This window comes from Paenibacillus melissococcoides (assembly GCA_944800085.1).
In the GTDB taxonomy this organism is placed as follows: Bacteria; Bacillota; Bacilli; order Paenibacillales; family Paenibacillaceae; genus Paenibacillus_B; species Paenibacillus_B melissococcoides.
Genome location: CALYLO010000012.1, coordinates 27,205 through 51,089, shown reverse-complemented (window position 1 = coordinate 51,089; position 23,885 = coordinate 27,205). Strand labels below are relative to the sequence as shown.

The 23,885-nt window shown below is 55.5% G+C and carries 20 protein-coding genes and 1 tRNA gene; 7 read left to right on the top strand and 14 right to left on the bottom strand.

The genetic code is table 11. The annotated features are described in order from the left end of the window. Positions 1 to 41 precede the first annotated feature (41 nt). From gpmI to OCY70_RS28935, 5 genes are all read right to left on the bottom strand, one after another. The gene (gpmI, locus tag OCY70_RS28955) at positions 42 to 1,583 is read right to left on the bottom strand and encodes a 2,3-bisphosphoglycerate-independent phosphoglycerate mutase (RefSeq protein WP_213428479.1); all 1,542 of its coding nucleotides are present in this window, start codon (positions 1,581 to 1,583) and stop codon (positions 42 to 44) included. 1 nt (position 1,584) lies between these two features. Then, positions 1,585 to 2,337, bottom strand: coding sequence for a triose-phosphate isomerase (gene tpiA / locus OCY70_RS28950; RefSeq protein ID WP_197259077.1), 753 nt, complete (start codon positions 2,335 to 2,337; stop codon positions 1,585 to 1,587). Between the two features lie 60 nt (positions 2,338 to 2,397). After that, complete coding sequence (locus tag OCY70_RS28945; RefSeq protein WP_213428480.1) at positions 2,398 to 3,579, bottom strand: phosphoglycerate kinase; 1,182 nt, start codon at positions 3,577 to 3,579, stop codon at positions 2,398 to 2,400. A 407-nt stretch (positions 3,580 to 3,986) separates the two neighbouring features. Next, on the bottom strand, positions 3,987 to 5,024 hold the full coding sequence (gene gap, locus OCY70_RS28940; protein WP_261945062.1) for a type I glyceraldehyde-3-phosphate dehydrogenase: 1,038 nt from the start codon (positions 5,022 to 5,024) through the stop codon (positions 3,987 to 3,989). Positions 5,025 to 5,056: 32 nt separating this feature from the next. After that, on the bottom strand, positions 5,057 to 6,112 hold the full coding sequence (locus OCY70_RS28935) for a sugar-binding transcriptional regulator (RefSeq protein ID WP_213428481.1): 1,056 nt from the start codon (positions 6,110 to 6,112) through the stop codon (positions 5,057 to 5,059). Between the two features lie 459 nt (positions 6,113 to 6,571). Here OCY70_RS28935 and OCY70_RS28930 point away from each other — a divergent pair, with 459 nt between their 5' ends. The 3 genes from OCY70_RS28930 to OCY70_RS28920 all read left to right on the top strand — a co-directional run bounded on the left by OCY70_RS28930 (position 6,572) and on the right by OCY70_RS28920 (position 7,418). Beyond that, entirely contained in the window at positions 6,572 to 6,916 is a 345-nt protein-coding gene (locus tag OCY70_RS28930) for a DMT family transporter (protein ID WP_213428482.1), read from the top strand. After that, positions 6,916 to 7,230 (top strand): DMT family transporter, encoded by a 315-nt coding sequence (locus OCY70_RS28925; RefSeq protein WP_168182524.1) that lies wholly within the window; start codon positions 6,916 to 6,918, stop codon positions 7,228 to 7,230. Before OCY70_RS28930 ends, OCY70_RS28925 begins: the two co-directional genes overlap by 1 nt. Positions 7,231 to 7,343: 113 nt before the next feature. Beyond that, positions 7,344 to 7,418 (top strand) — tRNA-Arg (locus OCY70_RS28920). 1,017 nt (positions 7,419 to 8,435) lie between these two features. On the opposite strand, the gene OCY70_RS28910 is transcribed toward OCY70_RS28920, so the two are convergent. Next, on the bottom strand, positions 8,436 to 10,355 hold the full coding sequence (locus OCY70_RS28910) for a heparinase II/III domain-containing protein (protein WP_213428483.1): 1,920 nt from the start codon (positions 10,353 to 10,355) through the stop codon (positions 8,436 to 8,438). 121 nt (positions 10,356 to 10,476) lie between these two features. Here OCY70_RS28910 and OCY70_RS28905 point away from each other — a divergent pair, with 121 nt between their 5' ends. Beyond that, positions 10,477 to 12,822 (top strand): AraC family transcriptional regulator, encoded by a 2,346-nt coding sequence (locus tag OCY70_RS28905; RefSeq protein WP_213428484.1) that lies wholly within the window; start codon positions 10,477 to 10,479, stop codon positions 12,820 to 12,822. Between the two features lie 714 nt (positions 12,823 to 13,536). Then, positions 13,537 to 14,895 carry an IS1182 family transposase gene (locus tag OCY70_RS28900; RefSeq protein ID WP_261945027.1) on the top strand — a complete coding sequence of 453 codons (1,359 nt, stop codon included), beginning with the start codon at positions 13,537 to 13,539 and terminating at the stop codon, positions 14,893 to 14,895. Between the two features lie 377 nt (positions 14,896 to 15,272). Here OCY70_RS28900 and OCY70_RS28895 read toward each other — a convergent pair whose 3' ends face one another. The 3 genes from OCY70_RS28895 to OCY70_RS28885 form a co-directional block, all read right to left on the bottom strand. Beyond that, positions 15,273 to 16,142, bottom strand: coding sequence for a carbohydrate ABC transporter permease (locus OCY70_RS28895; RefSeq protein WP_213430707.1), 870 nt, complete (start codon positions 16,140 to 16,142; stop codon positions 15,273 to 15,275). A gap of 468 nt (positions 16,143 to 16,610) precedes the next feature. Next, positions 16,611 to 18,104, bottom strand: coding sequence for an extracellular solute-binding protein (locus OCY70_RS28890; protein WP_213430700.1), 1,494 nt, complete (start codon positions 18,102 to 18,104; stop codon positions 16,611 to 16,613). An 84-nt stretch (positions 18,105 to 18,188) separates the two neighbouring features. Next, positions 18,189 to 19,142 carry an ABC transporter permease gene (locus OCY70_RS28885; RefSeq protein ID WP_213430701.1) on the bottom strand — a complete coding sequence of 318 codons (954 nt, stop codon included), beginning with the start codon at positions 19,140 to 19,142 and terminating at the stop codon, positions 18,189 to 18,191. Between the two features lie 296 nt (positions 19,143 to 19,438). Here OCY70_RS28885 and clpP point away from each other — a divergent pair, with 296 nt between their 5' ends. After that, positions 19,439 to 20,017 (top strand): ATP-dependent Clp endopeptidase proteolytic subunit ClpP, encoded by a 579-nt coding sequence (clpP, locus tag OCY70_RS28880; protein WP_168182529.1) that lies wholly within the window; start codon positions 19,439 to 19,441, stop codon positions 20,015 to 20,017. Between the two features lie 177 nt (positions 20,018 to 20,194). Then, on the top strand, positions 20,195 to 21,241 hold the full coding sequence (locus OCY70_RS28875) for a LacI family DNA-binding transcriptional regulator (RefSeq protein ID WP_213430702.1): 1,047 nt from the start codon (positions 20,195 to 20,197) through the stop codon (positions 21,239 to 21,241). A 36-nt stretch (positions 21,242 to 21,277) separates the two neighbouring features. Here the strand turns inward: OCY70_RS28875 and OCY70_RS28870 are convergent, their stop codons facing one another. From OCY70_RS28870 to OCY70_RS28850, 5 genes are all read right to left on the bottom strand, one after another. Continuing rightward, complete coding sequence (locus tag OCY70_RS28870; RefSeq protein WP_249725556.1) at positions 21,278 to 21,793, bottom strand: DUF5110 domain-containing protein; 516 nt, start codon at positions 21,791 to 21,793, stop codon at positions 21,278 to 21,280. Next, positions 21,745 to 21,858: a glycoside hydrolase family 31 protein gene (locus OCY70_RS36385; RefSeq protein WP_249725559.1), complete on the bottom strand. Its 114-nt coding sequence runs from the start codon at positions 21,856 to 21,858 to the stop codon at positions 21,745 to 21,747. Before OCY70_RS36385 ends, OCY70_RS28870 begins: the two co-directional genes overlap by 49 nt. Then, on the bottom strand, positions 21,849 to 21,989 hold the full coding sequence (locus OCY70_RS36380) for a glycoside hydrolase family 31 protein (RefSeq protein WP_249725557.1): 141 nt from the start codon (positions 21,987 to 21,989) through the stop codon (positions 21,849 to 21,851). The genes OCY70_RS36385 and OCY70_RS36380 overlap by 10 nt, the downstream gene beginning before the upstream one ends. Next, on the bottom strand, positions 21,989 to 22,747 hold the full coding sequence (locus tag OCY70_RS28860) for a TIM-barrel domain-containing protein (RefSeq protein WP_249725558.1): 759 nt from the start codon (positions 22,745 to 22,747) through the stop codon (positions 21,989 to 21,991). The genes OCY70_RS36380 and OCY70_RS28860 overlap by 1 nt, the downstream gene beginning before the upstream one ends. 522 nt (positions 22,748 to 23,269) lie before the next feature. Further along, on the bottom strand, positions 23,270 to 23,611 hold the full coding sequence (locus OCY70_RS28850; protein ID WP_213430703.1) for a hypothetical protein: 342 nt from the start codon (positions 23,609 to 23,611) through the stop codon (positions 23,270 to 23,272). Positions 23,612 to 23,885: the final 274 nt, after the last annotated feature.

The window sequence follows — 23,885 nt, the reverse complement described above, 5'->3', positions numbered from 1 at the left end:
TCATTCATTCATCTTCTTAGCTTTCACAATAGCGGTATTGATTATTTCTTGTCAATTAACGAAGTCCCGGTCATTTCTTCCGGCTTCGGAAGCTGCATCAGATCGAGAATCGTCGGCGCGATATCGGCCAGAATGCCGCCTTCGCGCAGATCGACGTTCTTGTCCGTAACGATGAACGGCACCGGATTGGTCGTATGCGCCGTGAACGGACGGCCTTCCTCGTCGAACACCATATCGGCATTGCCGTGATCCGCCGTAATGAGGCAGACGCCGCCCTTGGCCAATACCGCTTCGACGACGCGGCCCATGCATTCATCCGTCGCCTCGACCGCCTTGATTGTCGGCTCCAGCTTGCCGCTGTGCCCGACCATATCCGGGTTGGCGAAGTTCAGAATAATCGTGTCGTGCACATCCGATTCAATCTCGCGCACAGCCGCTTCCGCTACCTCATACGCGCTCATTTCCGGCTTCAGGTCGTAGGTCGCGACCTTAGGCGAAGCGATCAGAACGCGCTTCTCGCCTGGAAGCTCGACGTCGCGGCCGCCGCTGAAGAAGAACGTCACGTGCGGATACTTCTCCGTCTCGGCGATGCGAAGCTGCTTCTTGCCATGCTGAACAAGCACTTCGCCAAGCGTATTGTCAAGCTCCTTCGGCTTGTACGCCACGAATCCCCCGACGGTCTCCGCGAACAGCGTCAAGCAGACGAAGTACAGGTTTTTCGGGTGACGCTCTCCCCGGTCGAAGCCGCGGAAATCTTCGTTCGTGAACACCTGGGACAATTGAATCGCCCGGTCCGGACGGAAGTTCGAGAACACGACCGCGTCGTTGTCGCGCACGAGGCCGACCGGCTCGTTATTCTCGTCGACGATCACCGTCGGCATGACGAATTCGTCGAATACCGACTGCTCGTACGATTCCTTCACGGCTTGCACCGGATCGCGGTATTTCGGCCCGTCGCCGTATACCATCGCGCGGTACGACTTCTCTGTCCGCTCCCAGCGCTTATCGCGGTCCATCGCATAGTAACGGCCTTGCACCGTTGCGATGCGGCCGACGCCAAGCTCGTCGATTTTCGCCTGCAGGCGCTCGATATAACCGATTGCGCTGTCCGGCGCCACGTCGCGGCCATCGAGGAAGGCATGAACATAGACCTTCGTCAATCCGGACTTCGCGGCCAATTCCAGCATCGCGAGCGTATGGTCGATATGGCTGTGCACGCCACCGTCCGACAGCAGGCCGTACAGATGAAGCGCCGTGCCGTTTTCTTTCGCATGATTGACGGCCCCGAGCAGCGTTTCGTTCTCGAAGAATTCCCCTTCGCGAATCGATTTCGTAATCCGGGTCAGATCCTGATACACGATGCGCCCCGCGCCGATGTTCAGATGGCCGACCTCGGAGTTGCCCATCTGGCCTTCCGGCAGACCGACCGCTTCACCGCAAGCGGTGAGCGTCGTATGCGGGTACATGCTCATATATCGATCGTAATTCGGCTTCTTCGCCTGCGCGACAGCATTGCCTTCCGTCACGTCGCGCAATCCGAAGCCGTCCATAATAATCAGAGCTACAGGTCTAGGTGCAGACATCTTACTTCGCCCCTTCCACCAGTTGAATGTACGAACCCGGCTGCAAGCTGGCGCCGCCTACCAATGCGCCGTCAATATCGCTCGCTGCCATATATTCGCGAACATTCTCTGGCTTCACGCTTCCGCCGTACTGGATGCGGACCGCTTGCGCCACTTCCTCATTGTACAAGCCGGCCACGACGCTGCGGATGTAGCTGATCGAGTCATTCGCATCCTGAGCCGTCGAAGATTTGCCCGTGCCGATCGCCCAGATTGGCTCATAAGCGATGACGACGCTCTTCGCCTGCTCGGCGGACAAGCCTTGGAACGCCGCTTCCGTCTGCACTTTGCACACGTCATTCGTCTTGCCGGCTTCGCGCTCTTCCAGCGACTCGCCGACGCAGACGATAGGCGTCAGCCCATGCCGGAATGCGGCATGCATCTTTTTGTTCACGATCTCGTCCGTCTCCGCGAAGTACGCGCGGCGCTCGGAGTGACCGATAATGACATATTGTACGCCGAGGTCTTTCAGCATGGCGCCGCTGATTTCCCCGGTGAATGCGCCCGAATCTTCAAAATGAAGGTTCTGCGCGCCAATTTTGATGGACGTGCCTTTCGCCGCTTCCACCAAAGCCGGCAAGTTCGTGAACGGTGCGCAGATGACGCTTTCCACGCCTTCCACTTCCGCCTTCCCTTTCACTTCTTGAATGAAAGCGACGGCTTCCGGCACCGTTTTGAACATTTTCCAGTTCCCTGCAATAATCGGTTGTCTCACGCAAGCTCAACTCCTTCTGCACAGCAGAAGCGGCGGGAACGCCGCTGCCGCTTCACTTCCTTACTTATCGTTCAATGCCACTACGCCAGGCAATTGCTTGCCTTCCATGAATTCGAGGGACGCGCCGCCGCCGGTCGAGATATGATCCATCTTGTCTTTCAGATGGAATTTCTCTACCGCCGCCGCCGAATCGCCGCCGCCGATGACCGTATAACCTTCGGTCTCTGCGCAAGCTTGAGCGACCGCGCGCGTTCCGTGAGAGAACGGTTCGATCTCGAACACGCCCATTGGTCCGTTCCATACGATCAGCTTGGAGTTTTTGATGACATCCGCATAGATCTCGCACGTCTTCGGCCCGATGTCAATGCCTTCCCAATCCGCCGGGATCTCGTCGACCGAGACCACCTTCGTGTTGGCATCGGCGCTGAAGTCATCCGACACGACGATATCGACAGGCAGGTAGAAATTCTTCCCGAGCTGCTTCGCCTTCTCGATGAAGCCGAGCGCGACATCGAGCTTCTCGTTGTCGCACAGCGATTGGCCGATCTCATAGCCTTGCGCCTTGAAGAATGTGTAAGCCAGACCGCCGCCGATAATGACGTTGTCCGAGATTTCCAGCATTTTGTTGATGACGTCGATTTTGTCTTTGACTTTGGAGCCGCCGATAATCGAAGTGAACGGACGTTCCGGATTGGACAACGCTTTGCCCAATACCGACAGTTCCTTCTCCATCAGCAGGCCGGATACGGCTGGCAGATGATGCGCGATGCCCTCGGTCGAAGCATGCGCCCGGTGCGCGGCACCGAATGCGTCGTTCACATACACGTCCGCAAGCGCTGCGAACGCCTTTGCCAGTTCCGGCTCGTTCTTCTCTTCGCCTTTGTGGAAGCGAACGTTCTCCAGTACGACAATGTCGCCGTCGTTCATGCGGTTGATCTCCGCTTGCACCTGCTCGCCGATCGATTCGTCCAGCTTCTTGACCGGTTTGCCGAGCAGCTCGCTCAGACGATTCGCCGCAGGCGTCAGACGCATCGACTCGACCACCTCGCCTTTCGGACGTCCCAGGTGGCTCGCCAAAATAATCTTGGCGCCTTGCTCCACCAAATACTGAATCGTAGGCAATGTCTCGCGAATCCGGGTGTCATCGGTAATCTTGCCGTCTTCCAGCGGCACATTGAAGTCAACCCGCACAAATACGCGCTTGCCTTTTACATCGATGTCACGCACGCTTTTCTTGTTCATCTCGCGTTCCTCCTATCACTCGTATGAACGGGCCTCTCTGCGAGAAGCCTGCGTTCACCGGCTCCATACGGTTCTGTTCTCTGTCCGGTATGCGGTGCTGCCGCGGCAGCTTCGCTTCTGTATGTCTTTCGGTTCTGTCTCTTTCTAATCTAATCGTTCTCTATCTATATTAATATCTTGTACGGTTCAGTTCATATTCCTTTATGGAATCGTTTATGGGCGCTCTCCAGCCCTTCCTCCCTGTCCCGGCCCGCGGACGGGCCTGGCAGGAAGCGTCTCTATCTATCGTGCGGCGCCGGATCTGTACGTTCATATCCGGCTTCTCTATTCGTTCTTGTATCTGTTCGGTCAGGTTCTCGATATGCCGTACGCGCACGTATGCATGGATCAAAGAGGAGCCCTTGCGGTTACTCCTCTTTGATTGTCAATGCTATGCGATTACAGGCCTTTTTTGCGATAAAAGATGCCAGGTCGACAACGCGGTTGGAGTAGCCCCACTCATTGTCATACCAGGATACGACTTTTACCATATTGTCGCCTACAACCATCGTCGACAGCGCGTCGATTGTGGAAGAAGCTGGGTCGCCGTTGTAGTCGCTAGATACGAGCGGCTCTTCGGAATAGTTCATGATGCCTTTCAGCGGGCCGTTAGCCGCTTCTTTGAGGGCAGCATTCACTTCTTCAACCGTTACGTTTTTGGACAGTTCAACGACCAGGTCCGTTACGGATACGTTAGGCGTAGGAACGCGCATAGCCATACCGTTCAATTTGCCTTTCAGCTCAGGCAATACCAAGCTGACCGCTTTTGCAGCGCCTGTAGTGGAAGGAATGATGTTCTCGGCAGCTGCGCGAGCACGGCGCATATCTTTGTGCGGCAGGTCAAGCACGTTTTGGTCATTGGTGTAAGAGTGAACGGTCGTCATCATGCCTTTCACGATGCCGAACTTGTCGTTCAACACTTTCGCGAATGGAGCCAAGCAGTTCGTTGTGCAAGAAGCGTTCGAAATGATGGTGTGGTTAGCAGCATCGTATTTATCTTCGTTAACGCCCATGACGATCGTGATATCTTCGTTTGTAGCCGGTGCGGAGATGATAACTTTCTTCGCGCCGCCTTTCAAGTGCATTTCAGCTTTTTCTTTCGCTGTGAAGATACCTGTCGACTCAACGACGATTTCAACGCCGTTAGCGCCCCATGGCAGGTTCTCAGGGTTGCGCTCAGCGAAGACTTTCACTTCTTTGCCGTTAACGACAAGCGCGCCTTCTTTCGCTTCTACTGTAGCGTCCAGTTTGCCGTGAGTCGTGTCATATTTCAACAAATGAGCCAGTGTTTTGACGTCTGTCAGATCGTTGATTGCGACCACTTCGACTTCAGGATTGCCCAGAGCTGCACGGAACACGTTACGACCAATTCGGCCAAAGCCGTTAATACCCACTTTCACCATGATGATTCCTCCCATTTCCTAAGTAGATTTGATTTTTATTGCTCAAGACGGCCCGTAGGCACATCGAGACCACTATGCTTCAATACTTCAACCGCTGCCGCTTCATCGATGACCAGAATGTCTTCATGCCCGTGGCGCAGCACGGCGGCAATGGCTTCGCCCTTGCTCTTCCCGCCTGCAATGGCGATTACCACTTCGGTACGCGTAATGTCCTCCAGGCGCAGGCCCAGAGACAACATTGTATGTACGACGCGGCCATCCCGGTCGAAGTAATACCCCAGCGCTTCGGCGACAGCTCCCTGGCGCTTCAATTCTTCCCGCGTGGCTTCGTCCACCTTCCGGCGCGCAGCCATCACTTGGGCGTCTCCGATGCCATGCACGACGATACGCGCTTGCCGGATCACCCGCAGAATCTCCTGAATATTGGGCTCCTGCTTCAACGATTGGTACGCTTCTTCGCTCAATTGATCGGGTACATGAAGCAGCCGGTATTGAGCTCCTACGCGCTTGGCCATCGTCGAGGCAATCGTATTCGCCTGATATTCCAGGCTCTCGCCCAGCCCCCCTCGGGCCGGTACGAACCAGTTGCCCTTCCATGGTGTGGCGCTCGTCAATTGATCTGCCACCGCAGCCAATGTGGAGCCGCCGGTCACCGCGACCACATCTTCCTTGCCCATGACGCTGCTGAGAGCGCTGCAAGCTGCCGTGCCCAATTCATCCTTCACGGCGGGCGACACATCCGAATCGCCGGGCACGACGATGACCTGACTCAGTCCGAAGGCTTGACGGAGGCTCTCCTCCAGATGGCGCATGCCGAGCAGTTCGCCCATCAAGGGCTCCAACTGGCGGACAAGCTGCCTGCCTTCTTCGCTGATGCGCATGCCCATGCTGTCGATCTCGATCAGACCCTGCGCCTTCAGCAGGTCCGTCTCCGCGCGCAGCACGCGCTCGGTTATCTGCAATGACGTGGCGAGCGTCCTCCTGCCAATACAGTCGGACAACATGATCTGATGCAGGATGGTATAACGCTTCTTCAACAGTTCGATGAGTTCGGGCAGCAGTCGTTTCTGTAATTGTAACCAATCACGCATTTCTCTCCACTCCTGCTCCGTAACCAACCATTGGACCAAAAACGTCCCATCGCAACGATTTGTGTCCCACCATTATTCTATCGAATAATCGAGCAACTTGCAAGTATCCAGCCTCTATAATGGGCAAGGAAAGAACAACTTATTCATTATATTGCCAAGCCGATGGGCGTTTATATTCCTCGACTCTCTTTAGTCTTACCCATTTTCAGCCTCTTTTGGACAAGAGAAGGCCTGAATCCCGCAGAGGAACAGCTTAGATTCGGGGATGGCCTTTACGAAAAATCAATGTTGATGTAAAATGAATGACAGTCAGTCATTTGATGATGAAGGCACTTCCGAGTTATCCTCACTGACCAGGAGAGGCCATCTGCCTTCATTAAGCGTTCCATGCAGTAAACCATTCTCAGGCATGAATGGCCCGCTGCATTGGCATCATGTAAGATAACAGGAGGTTTTATTATGGCTTGGCTGCTTGTTCTTGTCGCCGCCTTAATGGAGATTGTGTGGGCTTCCGGCCTGAAGTACGCATCAACGACATGGGAATGGATCGGCGTTATCATACTCATTACGGTCAGCTACCTGTTGCTTATCCAGTCCTACCGGAGGCTGAACGTCGCCATCGCCTATACCGTATTCGTCGGCATCGGCACGATCGGCACGTATGCGGCCAGCATCTATCTGGGGGAAGCGTTCAACGGGCTGCAGATTACGTTCCTGCTCGTGCTGCTGACCGGGATCATCGGCATGAAGCTGTCGACTCCGAACCGCGAGGATAGCGGGAACAGCGAAGGGAGAGAATCCTAATGGCCTGGTTTTATTTAATCTTGTCCGGACTGGAGGAGATCATTTCGGTCATCGCGATGAAATATGCCGACGGCTTCAAGAAAAAGACGCCGCTTGTCATTATCACGCTCGGTCTCGTCGCCTCCATTTATTTGCTGACCCACGCGATGAGCGTCATTCCTTCCGGGGTCGCGTATGCGGTCTGGGCGGGCGTGGGCGCCGTCGGCATTACGCTCGTCAGCTTGTTCTGGTTCAAGGAGAAATATACCCGGAAGCAATTTTTCTTCCTGGCGCTGATCGTGGTCGGCATTATCGGGCTCCGCCTGACAACCTGAGCCGGTTTCTGGCGTTCGCTGCCTGTCTTTATCGGGTCTTATTCATTTCATATATTTTACTCTTGCATTCCGGTGGCCTATCCACTATAATAAAATTTGCGTCTTCTGATTGTGCGCCCGTGGTCCAATGGATATGACGTAGGCCTCCGGAGCCTGAGATCAAGGTTCGATTCCTTGCGGGCGCGCCATTAGCATCTTGATGATGCCTTTGATATGAAGCGGCATATTTATGAATAGCCTACAGACATTACAGAACATCTTGAACCGCTCCTTCCGCATAGGGAGCCGGGGACGGATGTTTTTTCGTTTTCGCTGAAAAAGAAAGACGGCCGAGAGGCCGTCTCAGATCGTAGGCCAACTCCCGCGTAATATTGCATGCTGCAGTCCCGGGAGTTCTTTACGTTTCTTTCCATATTTACAAATACGAAAGAGAGCTTAGGCGAGGTGCGACCGGTCTTCCAGAGCCAGGTCGCCATTTTTTTGAGGTTCATGGCGGCAAAAACAAGCATTGCTTGCGCAGACATTCTTTTTAACCCGCGTAAGGTCGGTCGTCCACCGAATACCATGCTTCTAAGCTGCGTTAATCCCGCCGCTCTAGTCATCCACCCACTAAAGCTGCATTATCTCCCGCCACGCTAGTCACCTGCTCCACTAAAGCTCCATTATCTCCCCTCCACGCTAGTCACCTGCTCCACTAAAGCTCCATTATCTCCCCTCCACGCTAGTCACCTGCTCCACTAAAGCTCCATTATCTCCCCTCCACGCTAGTCACCTGCTCCACCAATACTGCAAAAATGCAGCAATTTCATTGACACGAGGTGGCGAAAATAAGATTGCTACAATAATACAGCAATTACCCTACGGAAAGGCATAAATAGCGTTCAAAATGGAGAAATAATGTAATTTTGCAGGATTTTCTCGGAATTTAGCCTCTTGAGGTGAAAAATGCTGCTCCTGTGCAGCATTTTCATATGGGGACTAGCTTCCTTCATGCGCAGACCATCTAGCTTCACGCAGGGACCAGCTTGTGCCCTAACCTAACCTCTCCTGCCTTCCCCGGCCCCGCCCTTCCTAAGAAAAAAAGACCGTCGATAGGACTTTGTCGACAGTCTGAGACGGCCGTTCGGCCGTCTTTTTTGTTGTTAGCTGAAGGGCGCTCCTTCCAACGGATTTCGTTGGCTTGCGTGCACCCCGGCTTCTCCGGCCTACTGCTTCTTGAGCACGAACCGCCAGTTCTCCTCATGAATCAGACGCTTTGCCGTCAGGCGTACCCGATAGATCGTATCGCCCCATGCGGCACATAGCCGCTCGTCTTCCAGCGCGATCGGCTCCGCCCGGGTATTCCACAGCGTCTCGTCATACGACATAGATGCCTTCGCTGCCCCGGCTTCGTCCACCAAGACGATGCGGCCGGACACGAAGCGCGGCTCATAGGCGCACATCCAGTTCAGCGTCACATCGCTGCTTGGCTCCTCCAGCTTCACCGCCTCTTCCACGATGATGCGGGAGGCGGAGTCAGGCTCGCCTGGCCTGCTTCCCCCCGCCGGCTCCCGCAGCAGCGTAAAGGTCCGCGTCCACCGGCAAATGCCGGACGCGGCAGGATAGGCCGGCGCGATGTCGACTGTGAGGCGCGACAGTCCCTCTCCGGCTTCATGACGGACTTCACCCGAACGGAAAGCGCGGCCGGCCGCTTGCTCCGTCCCGTTCACGGTCGGAACGTTGTGATACCCGGATTGCATCGTCCAGATCGAATACCGTTCCGGGCTGAACGTCTTCGCCGTGTAGGTGCCGACGCCGGCATCGATCCACAACGGACATTGATCGGCATAGACGATGAAGCTGCCGATATCGTTATGGTTGTGGCTCTCGTCATTATGGCCGCCCTTCGCAGCCAGGAACCAGCCGCGGCCGTCGCCCCGCTCCCGCGCCGCCATCACTTCCACGCCCGGCATCCATCGTTCGAGCGGCAGCGCTGGCGGTTCCGCAGCACGCCCTTCCATTTCCGGCAGCGCGAACAGGTCGAAGAGCATCCGCTGCAGGCTCGGAATCTCCTCTCCCTCCCAATAGCGATGCCCTCCCTGCCGGCGGTAGACATGCCGCCCGAAAGCCTCCAGCCGGGCATCTCCGACCGCCTGGCCGAAGCGGGCGATCAGGCCGGCGGGCACGGTGAGTCTCGCTGCCGAATCGGCGAAGTTGACATACGCATCTCCACCGATATGCATATGGAGGATGTAAGCCGCCATATTGCGGATTTTCGGCTCGTCGAAGACGTCAATCGCGCCATCCGTGGCGCCATGCAGCAGTTCCAGGGCATCATACAAGGAAGCGGCGGCCCGCACCCAGTAAGCGGGTCCTTCATCACATCCGCCATCCTCTTCATAGGAGGCGATGAAGCGGTCGAGGCTGCGAAGCGCCTTGTGGACGAGAGCGGCGCGGCGCTCCGCCTTCTCCTCGATGAGCAGCAGCACGGCCAGGCAGTTGGCATTGCACCATGGATTCCAGTTGTTGATCAGGAGATCCGGCTGGAACGACATCCACCAGTAGCCGTCCTCCCGCTCATAGGGATCCAGGATGCGCGACTGGAGTTCCCGGCGAAGGCGCTTACCCAGCGGCGGGCAATGCTCATCCAGCGCTTCCCGCAGCACATAGTACGACCAAGCCAGGAGAGCGCCCGTCTCCCCGGCCCCGAGATCGAAGACCGGCCGATCGATATCGGGAAGCGCGTTGCTCTTCACGCGGCCGATCCCGTTCAGATGAGCCGGCCAGCACCAGGTGCTTTCCTCGGACATCGCCCAGATGCCGTTCACGATCTCATCCAGGAAGCGTCCCTCGTATTCCATGCATTCGGCCAACACAAGACGGGCCAAAGCCTTGCGGCGCGCGAAATAGGGCTCCTGATACCGCGAGCGGTTCCCCGTCCGGACATAATCCATATACAAGGCGGCCGGCAGCGCCGGCCACTCCATGCCAAGGCAGGCCTCTGCCTCGCGAATCCAGAACGACCGGACCTCATCGTCCAACGCCAGCCAAGCGTCCCGCCGCGGAGCGGCCGGTACCGGTTCGTAGGGTTGAATGGACGCGAGCGCCGCTGCGATCATGTCCGGATGATACTTTTCTGTCAGCATAAATTACAGCCTCCTTTTCCTTTGCCGCGCTGCTTGCGAACCTGAACGTTAGCGCTTTCAATTGTGCTATACTAGAACATATCTACCCCGACATTTTGAAAATGTTAGGAGGCAACGCCCCTTGCTTGCTGCCAAGACTCACAAGTTCTCCCATCTGCTGCGTCCGGTCCGCCATAAACAAAAGATGCTCATCTCCATGCTGCTGTTGGCGACCATCCCCGTGCTCGTGCTCGGTCTGACGATCTCGAATGTCTTGACCTCCACCATCCGGGAACAGGCTACTCTCTACAACACGACGCTGCTTCAGCACGCCCAGAGCAAAATGAACGATCAGATCAAGAAAATAGATGAACTGCTTCTTCAATATACCTATTCCGACAAGCGCGCCTATCCCGGCATTTTGGCCCAGTTCGCCATGAAAGAGCTGTCGCCGCGCCATCCCGAAGTTATCCGCCAGCTGCAGAACGTGCTTGTCAATATTCGCAGCGGCATGGAGCATGTCGTTGAGCTGGATTTCTATTCCTTCCAATCCGAACGCATCCTGACCTCGGACAATCATCTGCTGACCGAGGAAGAGTTCCGCGATCCGCTCGCGCTGGACCGGGCAAGACATATCTCGCTGCAAGGCGTCTGGATCGACACTCGCACCAGCATTCCGGCCAATCACCGCATTGACCGGAACGTCTTGACGCTGATCCGGCCCATCGCCGAAGACTCGACCGAGCGGAAATCCATCTCCGGCGCCATCATCGCTTACCTTGACGCCGATACGCTCGGCAATCAGATGTCGGCGAAGAACAGCTACTCCACCCTCTCCCTGTTCGTCGTGAACGGCCAGGGCCAGATTATGCTCGACACCGATCGAAACCATATCGGGGGCACGATTAGCGCGGACAACCTGGAGCTGATCAAAAGCGCCGAGCCGCTCGCCCAGATTCGGACCCGGTTGAATGGGGTCGATTCCGTGCTGAGCGTCCTGCCCTCGCGGAATCAGGACTGGTACTACATATCCGCCATCGCCGAAGACGAGCTGAACCGCAGCGCGGACCGGGTGCAAGGATTGACCCTCGGCATTTCCTTAACCTTCGTGGCCGTCGCCGCCCTGCTCTCGCTGCGCGCCGCCGCCAGCCTGTATCGTCCCGTGCGGAAGCTGACCCAGGCGATCCAGCCGCTCCGCTCGTCCGAGCAGTGGAGCGGTCAGGACAACTACAATGAAATCGAGCAGGTGCACCGTGCAATCAAGACGATGATTCACGAGAACCGGCAGCTCGAGAGCAGCCTCAGCCGCTATCGCGACAAAATGGAGCAGCACACGCTGCATCAATATTTGCTTGGCAGCATCCAGGAGCATGAGGCGCGGACTGACATCCAGTACGGCAGCAGCGCCTCCTACATTGCTATCATGCTGCTGACCTTCGATCCCTGGAAGCTGCATGCGAAGTACCCGCATGACGATCAGTACCTGCTCTATTTCGCCGTCGAGAACATGGCGCTGGAGCTGGCGGAACAGTATGGCCAAGCGTATTCGCTCATGATGAAGCCCGGGCAGCTGGCCGTCTTCATCTGCAATGCCGAGCCGCTCGAGCCGGATCAATTGAAGCAGGCGAGCGCCGATCTGCTGCATGCGATCGAGACCTATTTGCAGCTCACGGTGACGCTCTCCGTCTCCTACTCGCTGCAGGGACTCGGCGGGTTGCCCGATGCCTACCGGCAGGCCGAGCAAGCTTCGCGCTACCGGTTCGTGCTGAATGAAGATCAAGCCATCTTCATCCATGAGCTGGACCCGGCGCTCAGCTTCCAGTTGGAAGACATCACCGAATCGACGTACAAAATCTTGGACAGCCTGAAGGCCGCGAAGCTCGAGCCTGCCCGAGCCGAGTTCATCCACCTGATGGAGGGGCTGAAGGAAGGCGCCATCTTCTCCGTCGATTCGGTGCACGGCTTCTTCTCCCAACTGCTCGGCTCGGTGCTCCGCTGCATGGCACACCATCACGGCATGGAGTTCGTGCCGGAGCTGCAGCGCACGCTGCTCAGCACCCTGGCCGGCCAGCAGACGCTCGGCGATGTGGAAGCCTTCTTCCTGACCGAGGTGTTCGGACGGCTCAAAACGCTGCTGGACGAGCAGGCCCATCCGAAGCATACCGAACGGATTGAGCGCGTCATCGCCTATATTCATGACCATTATGATCAGGACATCTCGCTGCAGCACTGCGCCGACGCCATCGGCCTGAACACGTTCCAGGTCAGCCGCTTGTTCAAAAAGCATACCGGCTGCAACTTCGTGGACTACGTCATTACGTACCGCATCGAAAAGGCCAAGGACATGCTGCTTCATACCGATATGCGCATTCAGGATATCGCCGCCAAGCTGCGCTACACGTCGGTGCAGAACTTCATCCGCACATTCAAAAAGACAACGGGGACGACGCCGGGACAATACCGCAAGCAGATGTCCGAACAGGAGTAATTCGTTAGGCAGTTCCAGGCGGCAGCCGGAGGCAGACCTTTCTGTCTCATTGCGCTCTAATCTGGTGACCGTCTTATTGCTCCGATCCGATCTGATGCCGCCGCCACATTGCTGCCGTAACGCTCTCATATCGGTCTCATTCCTCCGATACCGGGCTAGTAGCTATCTCATTCCTGCGTTTCAGTCCTGCTTTCCAGTCAGAAGCGGCCTCTCACTAGAGCGAGACGGATCTGATCACTCCCTCGTTACTGCGTTCCGGCCTGATGACCATGCTCATTGCTCCGATACCAGTCTGACGCGACCTCGCGCTGCTGCTGGACCGGTCTGATCACTGCCTCATTACTGCGTTCCGGTCTGCTGCAAGACCAGTCCGACTCCGACACATTGCCGTGAGATCGTTATGACTCCGTACTATTGAGATGCATTTTCCGTCCAGCACCCCATCAATGCTGCAAAACTGCAGGATTTTCACAGTAGCCTCTTTTCGCCAAAGTGAATCCTGCAAAATTACATTAATTCCAGCCCTTTACGGCTCAAATTCGGACTAAGCAAGCAAATTCCTGTAAATTTGCAGGAATCCTGACGAACTTTCCCGGGAACGAGCGAAAATACTGCATTCTTCAGAGTGTTGAGAAAGTCTATGTTAATTACCCATTCACCGCGTTAATTTGGTATAATGTTCTTATCATAATCCATGGAAAGCGTGGTGTTTGTATGCTTTACACGAATGATCCCAACCCACAACTGGACTATGAACTGGTTTGTCTTGAGCATATGGTTGCCCCTGATCACTTGCTTCGTCATATCGATAAACATATTGATTTTACCTTTATTTTGGACCTTGTGCGTCCTTACTACAGCGAGTCGAACGGCCGACCATCTGTGGATCCCATTGTGTTCTTTAAAATGCTGCTGATCGGCTACTTGTATAACATTCGCTCAGAGCGAGAACTGGAGCGAGTCGTCAACGATTCCCTGGCTTTTCGGTGGTTCTTACGGCTCGGGCTTTCCGGCAAAGCGCCTGACCATTCGATCTTTAGCTGGAACCGGAAAAATCGGTTTAAGGATACTACCGTCTTCCAAGATATCTTCGATAATATCGTTCAGCAGGCGATTCAGCACAACATGGTGGGAGGGCGGCTGCTCTTTACCGACTCCACGCATATCAAGGCAAATGCCAATAACGGACGGTACGAGAAACGAGAAGTCACTTGTACGCCTTATGAATATCTCCAAGAGCTGGAGCAAGCCGTGAATGAGGATCGGGTCGCTTTTGGAAAAAAGCCACTGCCTCCCAAAGAGGAGGCCGAAACCAAGGAACAAAAAGTTAGCTTAACAGATCCGGATAGCGGAAACCTGAATCGGGATGGAAAACCGGAAGGGTTTCATTATTTAGATCACCGCACCGTAGATCATAAATACAACGTGATTACGGACTGCTACGTTACGCCTGGAAATGTGAATGATTCGGTTGTTTATGTGGATCGTCTACTACATCAAATAGAGAAGTTTGGCTGGGAAAAGTCGCTGGAGGCCGTTGCACTCGACTCTGGTTACATGACGGCCTATGTTTGTTACCGTACGAACAAATTAAACATCACGGCAGTTATTCCAGAGCGTTCGACCCGTGAACACGGTGTATTTCCCAAAGAGAAATTTCATTATGATGCAGAAAAGAATGTTTTTATCTGTCCAAACCAGCAAGAACTCACGTACCGCACCACAACACGAAAAGGATTCAGAGATTATAAATCCGATCCCAAACAATGCGCTGCCTGTCCATTATTGAGCAAGTGTAACGAGAACAAAAATAAACAACGCACCATACAACGGCATATCTGGGAAGAACACAAAGAGAAAGTAGTTCAAAACTTCCAGAGTGAGAGCGGAAAAGCCGTTTATGCCCTACGCGCCCAAACCATTGAGCGAAGATTCGCGGATGCCAAAGTGCTCCATGGACTTCGCTATTGCCGGTTTCGGGGAAGAGACAAGGTGCAGGAGCAAGTGCTGATGACAGCCACTGCACAGAACATAAAAAAGATAGCCACACATCTCGCCAGAAGGGTGGGGTAAAGCAAAGACCCCATCCCCCCTCCATTCTCTCTCACCAAACACCACTTTTTCCCAGCAAAATGATATTACATTGATATTACTTCGTAAAAAACAGGGGTTTTCCAACAGCCTGATTCTTGCAGGATTGGTTTTCTAGATGCGTCATTCAGACGCATGGTCAGTCCCGTGTCGCACCCACAGCCCATGTCCTGCTCCCGCCAAACACGCCCCACCGGGGTCTCGCCCCCGCATACTCACTCTCACCCACACCATACCTGGATCATGCACCCGCCCCCCGCATGCGCAACGCGGCAGGCGGCAGCCCCGCCCCGCCACGAGGCATCGCACCTGCGCCCACGCCAAAAAGCAGCAGGCCCGGAACGCCTGCTGCCATGGCTCTAGCCCTTCACCGCGCCGAGCGTCAGGCCCTGCACGAAATAGCGCTGCAGGAACGGGTAGAGCACGACGATCGGGAATGAGGCGAGCACGACCGTGGCCATCTGTATCGAGACCGATGGCGGGAGGGGCACGTTCGGATCGAGGTTGGAGAAAATATCCGCCTGTCCGATCAGCACGACTTGCCTCAGCAAGATTTGCAGCGGCCATTTATCGGGATCGTTCAAGTACAGAATCGCCGAGAAATATTGATTCCAGTTACCAACCGCATAGAATAAGGTGAACGTCGCCAGGATGGGCAGGGACAACGGGAATACGATATGGGCCAATATGCGCAAGTCCCCGCATCCGTCGATGCGCGCCGACTCAATGACGCTCTCCGGCAGCGATTCGAAGAAATCGCGCATCACGAGCATATTGAAGGCGGAGATGGCCCCGGGGAGAATGAGCGCCCACAGCGAGTTGATAAGCCCGGTCCCCTTCACGACCAGATAGGTCGGGATCATGCCGCCGCCAAATAGCATCGTGAACAGCACCAGGAACATGATGACCCGCCGGGCGCTGAATTGCGGCCGGGAGCATGCATAAGCGAGCAGCGCCGTCAGAATCACGTTGATGAACGTGCCGACGACCGTGAGCCACACGGTATTTTTCAGCGATATGAAAAACACGCCCGTATCGAAAATGTAGCGGTACGCCTCGGTTGTCCAGGTCGACGGCCAGAGAATGAACCGGCCGGATAGCGATTCCTCCGTGGTGGCGAACGACATCGCGAAGACGTGAATGATAGGCAGAATCGTAATGACCGCCAAAATGATCAGCAGCGTCATATTGATGGCATTGAACCATCGATCCCCGCTTCTTGCGCGCATTAACACAGATGTTCACTCCTTTCATGCCACCATGCGCTTGCTGTCACGCAACTGCGGCCGTGCGTTTGCAGCCGCCCGTTGTGCGGTTGCAGCCGTACCAGTGCGGTCATGACTTGAAGTCGCGCGTCATGCGCCTGCAGTCCTGCTTGCGGCCCGCACCTATGGCGATTAGCCTTCGAACACACACCTCGGACACGTGCCTCAGGACACGGCCTGCGGCCTTGGTGCCGAGAACGGCAGCAGCCGCAGACCAGCGGCGAACGGCCGCAGGGCGCGCCAGCTCGAACAGCCGCAGCGTACGCCAGCTGTGAACCACGGCAGCACACAACCAGCAGCGCACGCCAGCCAGCGAACAGCGCTGGAGCAAGCCAACTGCCCTCAGCGGCAGCGCATGGCGGTGGCGTACGCCAGCTGCGAACGGCCGCAGCGCACGGCGGCTTCGGAATTACAGCAGCTCCGGCTGACCCGTCAGCCGTTCTTCCGCTTCTGGTACGCCTCGTTGAACTCCTTGATGACCTGCTCGCCGCCCCGGTCCTTCCACTCTTGAATCATCTTGTCGTAATCGTCGACCGGGCGTTCGCCAAGAATGATTTTATTCACTTGGTCCGTCAAGTACTGGTCAAGTTCTTTCCCTTTTTCACTGTAGGTCGGCGAGAACAAGCCGACCGACTGATCGCTGTACGGCTCGCCTTCCATCGCCACCTTGAACGATTCGTCCTTCATTTTCTTCAGTTCCTCGGTATCGTCCGGGTTGTAGATCCATTCTCCTTCGGCCGCATGGTTCGTCAGCAAATATTTGCCCGTTCCTTCGGTCAAGCCTTTGTCCGTCAGCACTTTTTCGCCGTTTTCTATTTTGAAGTGCTCGTTCTCCATGCCCCATTTCATGAACTCGGCGCCTTCATCGCCGATCTGATCGTCCAGGATGGAGAGCAGCTTCTTCACCTTCTCTTCGTCCTTGCCCAGGCTGGCCGGCATCACGAAGAACCCGTAGAAGCCGTGATATTTGCCGTAGCCCTTGTAGCCGTCCGGGGCCGTCAATGGCGGTATCGGGGCGACGCGGAAATCTTTGTTGACGCTGTAGGCCTTGTCGAACCGGGCCTTGTTATACGCCGTATACGCCCAGTTGCCGATAATGCCCGCTTTGCCGGTCAGGAAGTCCTCGTCGGCCTGAGTACCTTTCTTAATTGTGTAGTCCGGGCTGAACAGCCCCTCCTTATAGCCGTGCGTAATCCCGCCTTGGCCATCCTCGAACCAGCCGAACCGCAACGCCCGGTACGAGCCGAACAATCCGTTGAACCCGCTGAACGTGCCGTCCATGGCGAACCCGTTCGTATCTTTTTTCCCGTTGCCGTCCGGATCGTTCTCCGTGAACGCCTTCATCACGTCATACAGCTCGTCATAGGTCGTTGGCATCTTCAAGCCCAGCTTGTCGAGCCAATCCTGACGGATCACCATCGTATGGAACGGAATGCCGCGCAGCCGCGGAACGCCGTAAATATGCCCTTCATATGTCAGCATTTCCCAGATTTCCTGCGGTATCTTGCTCAGATTCGGGTAATCCTTGATGTAATCCTCAATCGGGAGGAACATGCCGTTCCCCGCCCAACTGAAGTAATTGGCGTTCGGATCCTCCAGCAGCATCAGATCCGGCATATCCCCCGAAGCGACCGTCACGCCGATCTTGTTCGCATAATCGCCCGCGGCGACCGGAATGTATTTGAATTCGATGCCGTACCGCTCCTCGATCGCTTTGATTCCCGAGCTGTTCGTCGTCGGAGGCGCCGCGCCATACAAGATATTCATGGCCGAGACGCTGTATTTCTTGCCTTCATCCCCCGTGCTCTGTCCTCCGCCGGCGTTCGATTCCTTGGTTCCTCCACCGCTGCCGCAAGCCGCCAGCAACCCGACGGCCATTGAACAAGCCGCCAGAAGCGATACGATTTTTTTCCCTGTGAACTGCATGATTACATCCTCCCCCGTTTTGATTAAGAAATCATGATGGGCATTCTATGATGTAAGCACTTACAACATTGGAGGCAACCCGCGCTAAAATACGCCGCGCTCCCCCATCCGCTTCGCCAGCTTGTTGGCCCCGTAGATCAGGATAAGCCCAATCAAGCCCTTCATCAGCCCGACCGCGGTCGAGAAGCTGAAGTTGCCGTTGACGACCCCCGCTTGGTAGACATATGTCTCGATGACTTCCCCGACGTCCCGCACGGAAGGGTTCAGCATAAGGAAGATCTGCTCGAAGCCGACATCCAGTACGCTGCCGAGCCGCAGGATGAACAGGACGACGATCGTGCTGCGGATGCCGGGCAGCGTGATATTCCAGATCTGGCGCAGCCGTCCGGCCCCGTCCATCTTCGCCGCCTCATACAGCTCGACGTCAATGCTGGACAGCGCCGCCAAATAAATGATCGTCCCCCAGCCGGATTCCTTCCAGATGACCTGCATCACCAGCATGAACCGGAAATTGTCGGGATTGGACAAAATATCGATTTTCGACATTCCCATATCGGCCAGCATGTTGTTCACGGCGCCATCGCTCTGGAACATCAGATAGAAGATCCCCGCCACGACGACCCAGGACAGAAAGTGCGGCATGTAAAAGACCGTTTGCAGCACCCGCTTGAACGCCCTTTGCGTTACCTCATGGATCATAATCGCCAGAAATATCGGAATCGTGAAGGCAAACACAATCTGATACAGGCTGATAATCAAGGTGTTCAAAAAAATGCGCCCGATATCCGGATTCTCGAAGATGCGGTAGAAATGCTTCAAGCCGACCCACTTGCTGTCCCAGATGCCGAGCATCATGTTGTAATCCTTGAAAGCGATTACGACTCCGAGCATCGGCACATATTTGTAAATGACGAAGAACAGCAGGCCGGGCAGGGCCATCAGCCATAAATACTTTTCGTTCCACAGCGTTCTCCCGATGCGGCTCCATCTCCCGCTGGCGCGAGGATCGCGAATAGATGAGGGTGCTCCTGCTGACATTGGCGTCACCTCCTTTGTGCTCCCATTGTAGGTCACGCCTCAATGGCACGGAAACGTTCACTTATTGATGCTCATTTTTTGACACGTTCCGGTTGCTCTGCAAAAAATGATACACGCATCCGCCCGATTCGTTGCTCAAAAAAAGCTGAAAAAAACAGTTTGACCATCTTTGACTTTTGACTGACAATCCGCTATAGTAAAGATACGGTTCTTCTCATTCGCGGCGAATGCATATCGTGTTTAAGGGGCCGTGAATTGGATATATTTAATGTTATTGATGCTGAGGAGGGATTATCGTGAGTTACGTTCCAATAGTTGTCGAGCAGACGAATCGAGGCGAACGGTCGTACGACATTTATTCCAGATTGCTGAAGGACCGCATTATTTTTCTCGGCTCCCAAGTGAACGATATGGTAGCCAATTCGATCATCGCTCAAATGCTGTTCCTGCAAGCCGATGATCCGGACAAGGATATTCATCTGTACATCAACAGCCCCGGCGGCTCCATTACCGCAGGGATGGCCATTTACGATACGATGCAGCATATCAAGCCGGATGTATCGACGATCTGCGTCGGCATGGCGGCGTCGATGGGCGCCTTCCTGCTGAATGCCGGAGCGAAGGGCAAGCGGTTCGCGCTGCCGAACAGCGAGATTATGATTCACCAGCCGCTGGGCGGAGCCGAAGGGCAAGCGTCCGATATCGAGATTCGCGCCCGCCGCATTCTGAAGATGCGCGACAAGCTGAATCATATTTTGGCGGAGCGCACGGGCCAGCCGCTCGAACGGATCGAGAGAGACACCGACCGCGATTATTTCATGTCGGCTGAAGAGGCGCTGGAATACGGCCTCGTCGATAAAGTGCTTCACAAGTAATTCCGTCATCGTGATATCCATCGTGAGATCAACAAGCTGCCCGTATTGCGCCTGCGCATGCGGCAGCTTTTTCTATGCCGTCAAGTTGAATTGCCGCTCGCTTTCATCGTATTATAAAATGATGAGCCAGAACAGGAATGGCAGCTATGATGATTCCGGAGAAGAGGAGGCGGGGACGTGCCAACGGTAAGAGATATAGCACGTGCAGCGGGTGTATCGCCGGCGACCGTATCGCGGGTTCTTACGGGCAAAGGAAACACATCCTCCGAAGTGAATGAAAAAGTACAGAAAGCGATCCGGGAGCTCGGGTACGTGCCCAGCCCCAAGGCGAAGCCGAACGCATCGGCTGCCCAGTCCCGCACGATTTGTTATACGATCGCGCGCGAACCTAGCGAAATTTTCGGCAATCCGTACTATTCCAATGTGCTCCTTGGTTTATCCAACGCGACTCAAAAATACGGATATGACCTGCAGATTTCCGCCTTTCGCTCGGTCGATCAGCAAATCGAGAAATGCTTGACGCTGTACCGGAACAAAAAAGTGGACGGCTTTATATTATCCGGCGTCATGTCGGCGGACAAAAGCTCGCTCATTCAAAGCCTGCAGCAGCATTCCATTCCGTTCGTCATGATCGGGCGCAGCCTGCAGCACAATATTTTTTGCATTCATAGCGATAATTTTCGGGACGGATATGTCACGGCCCAGCATTTGCTGGACGAGGGGTACCGGCGGATCGTATTCCTGACGGAAAGTCTGGACGTCGATGTCGTGCGCGACCGGATCGGGGGGTACAGGCAGGCGCTGCACAGCAACGGCCTGGAGGCGGGAGACGACGGCGTCGTGTTGTGCGGCTCGGAAGAAGAGGATATGATCGCCGCTCTGGACGAATACAGCTCCGGAGGCAGATCCTTCGACGCGATAATCGCCGCGGACAGCGTCTTGGCGCTCGGCGTATTGAAATATTGCCGGGATCGCAATCTGCGCGTGCCGGAGGATGTCGGCATCATCGCCTTCAACGATGCGGCATTCCTTAACAAGATCTCGCCATCGATCACCTGCACGACGATTCGCGGGGAGCATCTCGGACTGGAAGCGTTGGAAATGCTCATCGAGCTGATGGACGACCCGGAGCGTATCAATAAAAATAAAACGGTCACGCTGCCTTCCGAGCTGATCGTGCGCCAATCAACCCAACGGAGAAGATATTCCACATCCGATTCATGATAGCCAAAGAGGGCGAAAACACCGCCCTCTTTCTCATTACCACTTCAAATCGATAACCCGGCCGATCTGGTCATCCCGAACCGCAATGACGACGCCATGACGACGCTCATCCGCATACCAGCTCTCGGCATCGCCTTCCGGCTTCGATGCCAGCCGCTCAAGCCCTTCGACCGTGACCGCATCGGGATCGAGGCCATGAAGATAGAAGCACAGCTTGCAGGGAACCGGCTCATAGCCTTTGCGCTCATACTCGTAGCCGAGCTTAAAGCCGCGGCCGGTGCATTCCGCCTCCACGCGAAGCAAATTATAGGCGCCCTTCTCATAAGAATACGTCAAGCCGTCATCCTCATAGAGCACAGAGGACGAGGCCGGCGCCCCGCCGTACAGATGGAACAGCAGCAACGCCTCCGTCTGATCGGGCGCATGCTGCTTCAGCGGCTCATGCGGAATGATCGCGCCGCCCCGAACGAACAGCGGCATCGTATTCAGCGGGGCATGTACCGTCAGATGCTGTCCGCGGTATACGGCGTGCCCGTCCAGTAATCGAACCACTCGCCCTCCGGCAAATAGACCGTCCGGTGCTCCGTATCCGGCCGGCAGATCGGCGCTACGAGCAGATCGCGGCCCAGCAGGAACTGATCGCACAGATTATATAAGTGCTGATCCTCCGGAATTCCAGCAGCAGCGGCCGCATCACCGGAATGCCCGTCTGCGCCGCCTCATGGAACAGCGTATAGAGATAAGGCATCAGCTGATACCGCAGTCCGATGAAGCCGCGGCAGGCATATCGTTCCAGATGCCGCCGATGCCCATATCGGTATAATAGCGGTGCAGATCTCCCCACCAGGCCGCCGTCTCTTGCTTGGTGAAGTCCGGGAAGGCGCTCCGGCCCGGCCATACATCGCCGAAGTACTCCTCGCCTTCGAGCTTTTTGCAGAAGCGGTCCTCCAGCACTCCTTCACGGCAGACCGGATATTTCGGATCCTGCTTGACCCCCGGATCGACGATCGGAACGATATGGAACCCCATTTTTTTCAATTCGGAAATCATGTTCCGCGGCTGCGGGAATCGGTCGCTATCGAACGTGAAGACGCGGTACTCGTCCATATAGTGAATATCGAGATGAATCACGTCGCATGGTATGCGCTTGTCGCGGAAGGCGCGCGCCAGAGCCATCACTTCTTCTTCGCTTTTGTAGCTGTATTTCGACTGGTGGTAGCCAAGCGCCCACTTCGGCGGCATCTGCATCCGCCCGGTCAATGCCGTATAGCAGGAGATGACCTGCTTCAATTCGGGGCCATAGATGAAGTAGTAATCGTAATCCCCCGTCTTGCTTTCAATCGAAAAGACATCGGTCCGGGATCGCATATCGAAGGCAGTCCGTCCCGGGTTATCGAGAAAAATGCCGCAGCTTGTCCCGTCATGGACATGCAGCAGCAGCGGGATCGACTGATATAAAGCCTCGATCTCCGGCACATGCGGCGCATACACGTCGGTATTCCACATCGTATAGCTCTCTCCGCGCTTGTCGAGATAGCTAGTCTTTTCCCCAGACCATAAAAATGAGAGCGCTCGTCCATCGCGAAGCAGCCCGTCACCCCGCCGCGCGCATCCCAGCTGAACGCTGTCTGCCGGCCGATCACTTTGCCTTCGGCATCGGTTACCGTGATGGAACCATCCTCGGCATCAATCCGCACCGACAGCTTCTTCGTGGTGAAAAGAAAGCCGCGCTCCGTATCTTCCCGGCTGGCCTGTATCGTCTTCTCCCATGGCAATACGCCGGGCGTTGTCGTCCAGTCCGGACAAGCATCGAACGTCAGCTTGACGCGGAACAGATGCTCATCGAGAAAGGACAGCGCCAAATTCCCCCTGTCCCCGATGCAGAGATATCCTCTGTCGAGCTCCTCCACGCGGCTTATCGCGCCGATCCCGCTTCGCTTCGCCGCGGCCGCCCCGCCGTGCAATTTCTTCGGATGTATCGTCTCACTTGTCGGCATTGTACCCTCTCACTTTCCCCACCTCATAGGGTTACTCTATTTTTACGGCTGTGACGCCCGGTATCGCCTTCAACCGTTCAACCAGATCGCTCATTGGCTTCTTTTTCGGCATCACAATCGTTATCGTCATCTGCAGCGGCGGCGCTGAACCCTCGATCGGACCCGGCGTCTCCGCATCGGCCACGTTCATGTTCCTGATTTCCACCCGCTCGGCCATCAACTGCTTCGATATCGTGCCGAGCGTCTCCGGACCTCCGTAAGAAGTCACTTCCACCGACAGCGCCTTGTCCGCTACCAGATAATTAAGCTCGATTTTGTTCAACACCTGCAGGGAGACAAACACGAGCCCGCATGTCAAAATCGCCGGAATCATGTGAACCAGCCCCCGGCGGTTAAAATGAAAAAAAACCGCTCCAGCAGGCAACAAGCCGGCTGCGCGGGCATCCTATACGAGCGCCATTCATCAGGATCGAGCCTATTTATACAGCTCGAGAAGATTCCGCAGGGCCGACTTGCGCTCAAAATAAAAAAAGAGCCGCATCGCAAGCGACGCGGCCTATATTATGTTCTAGGGGTAAACTGTAAACCATGAGAAAGATGAAACGGATGTCCTTGTTCAACGGATGAAATCCGGCTGTCCAAGGTTC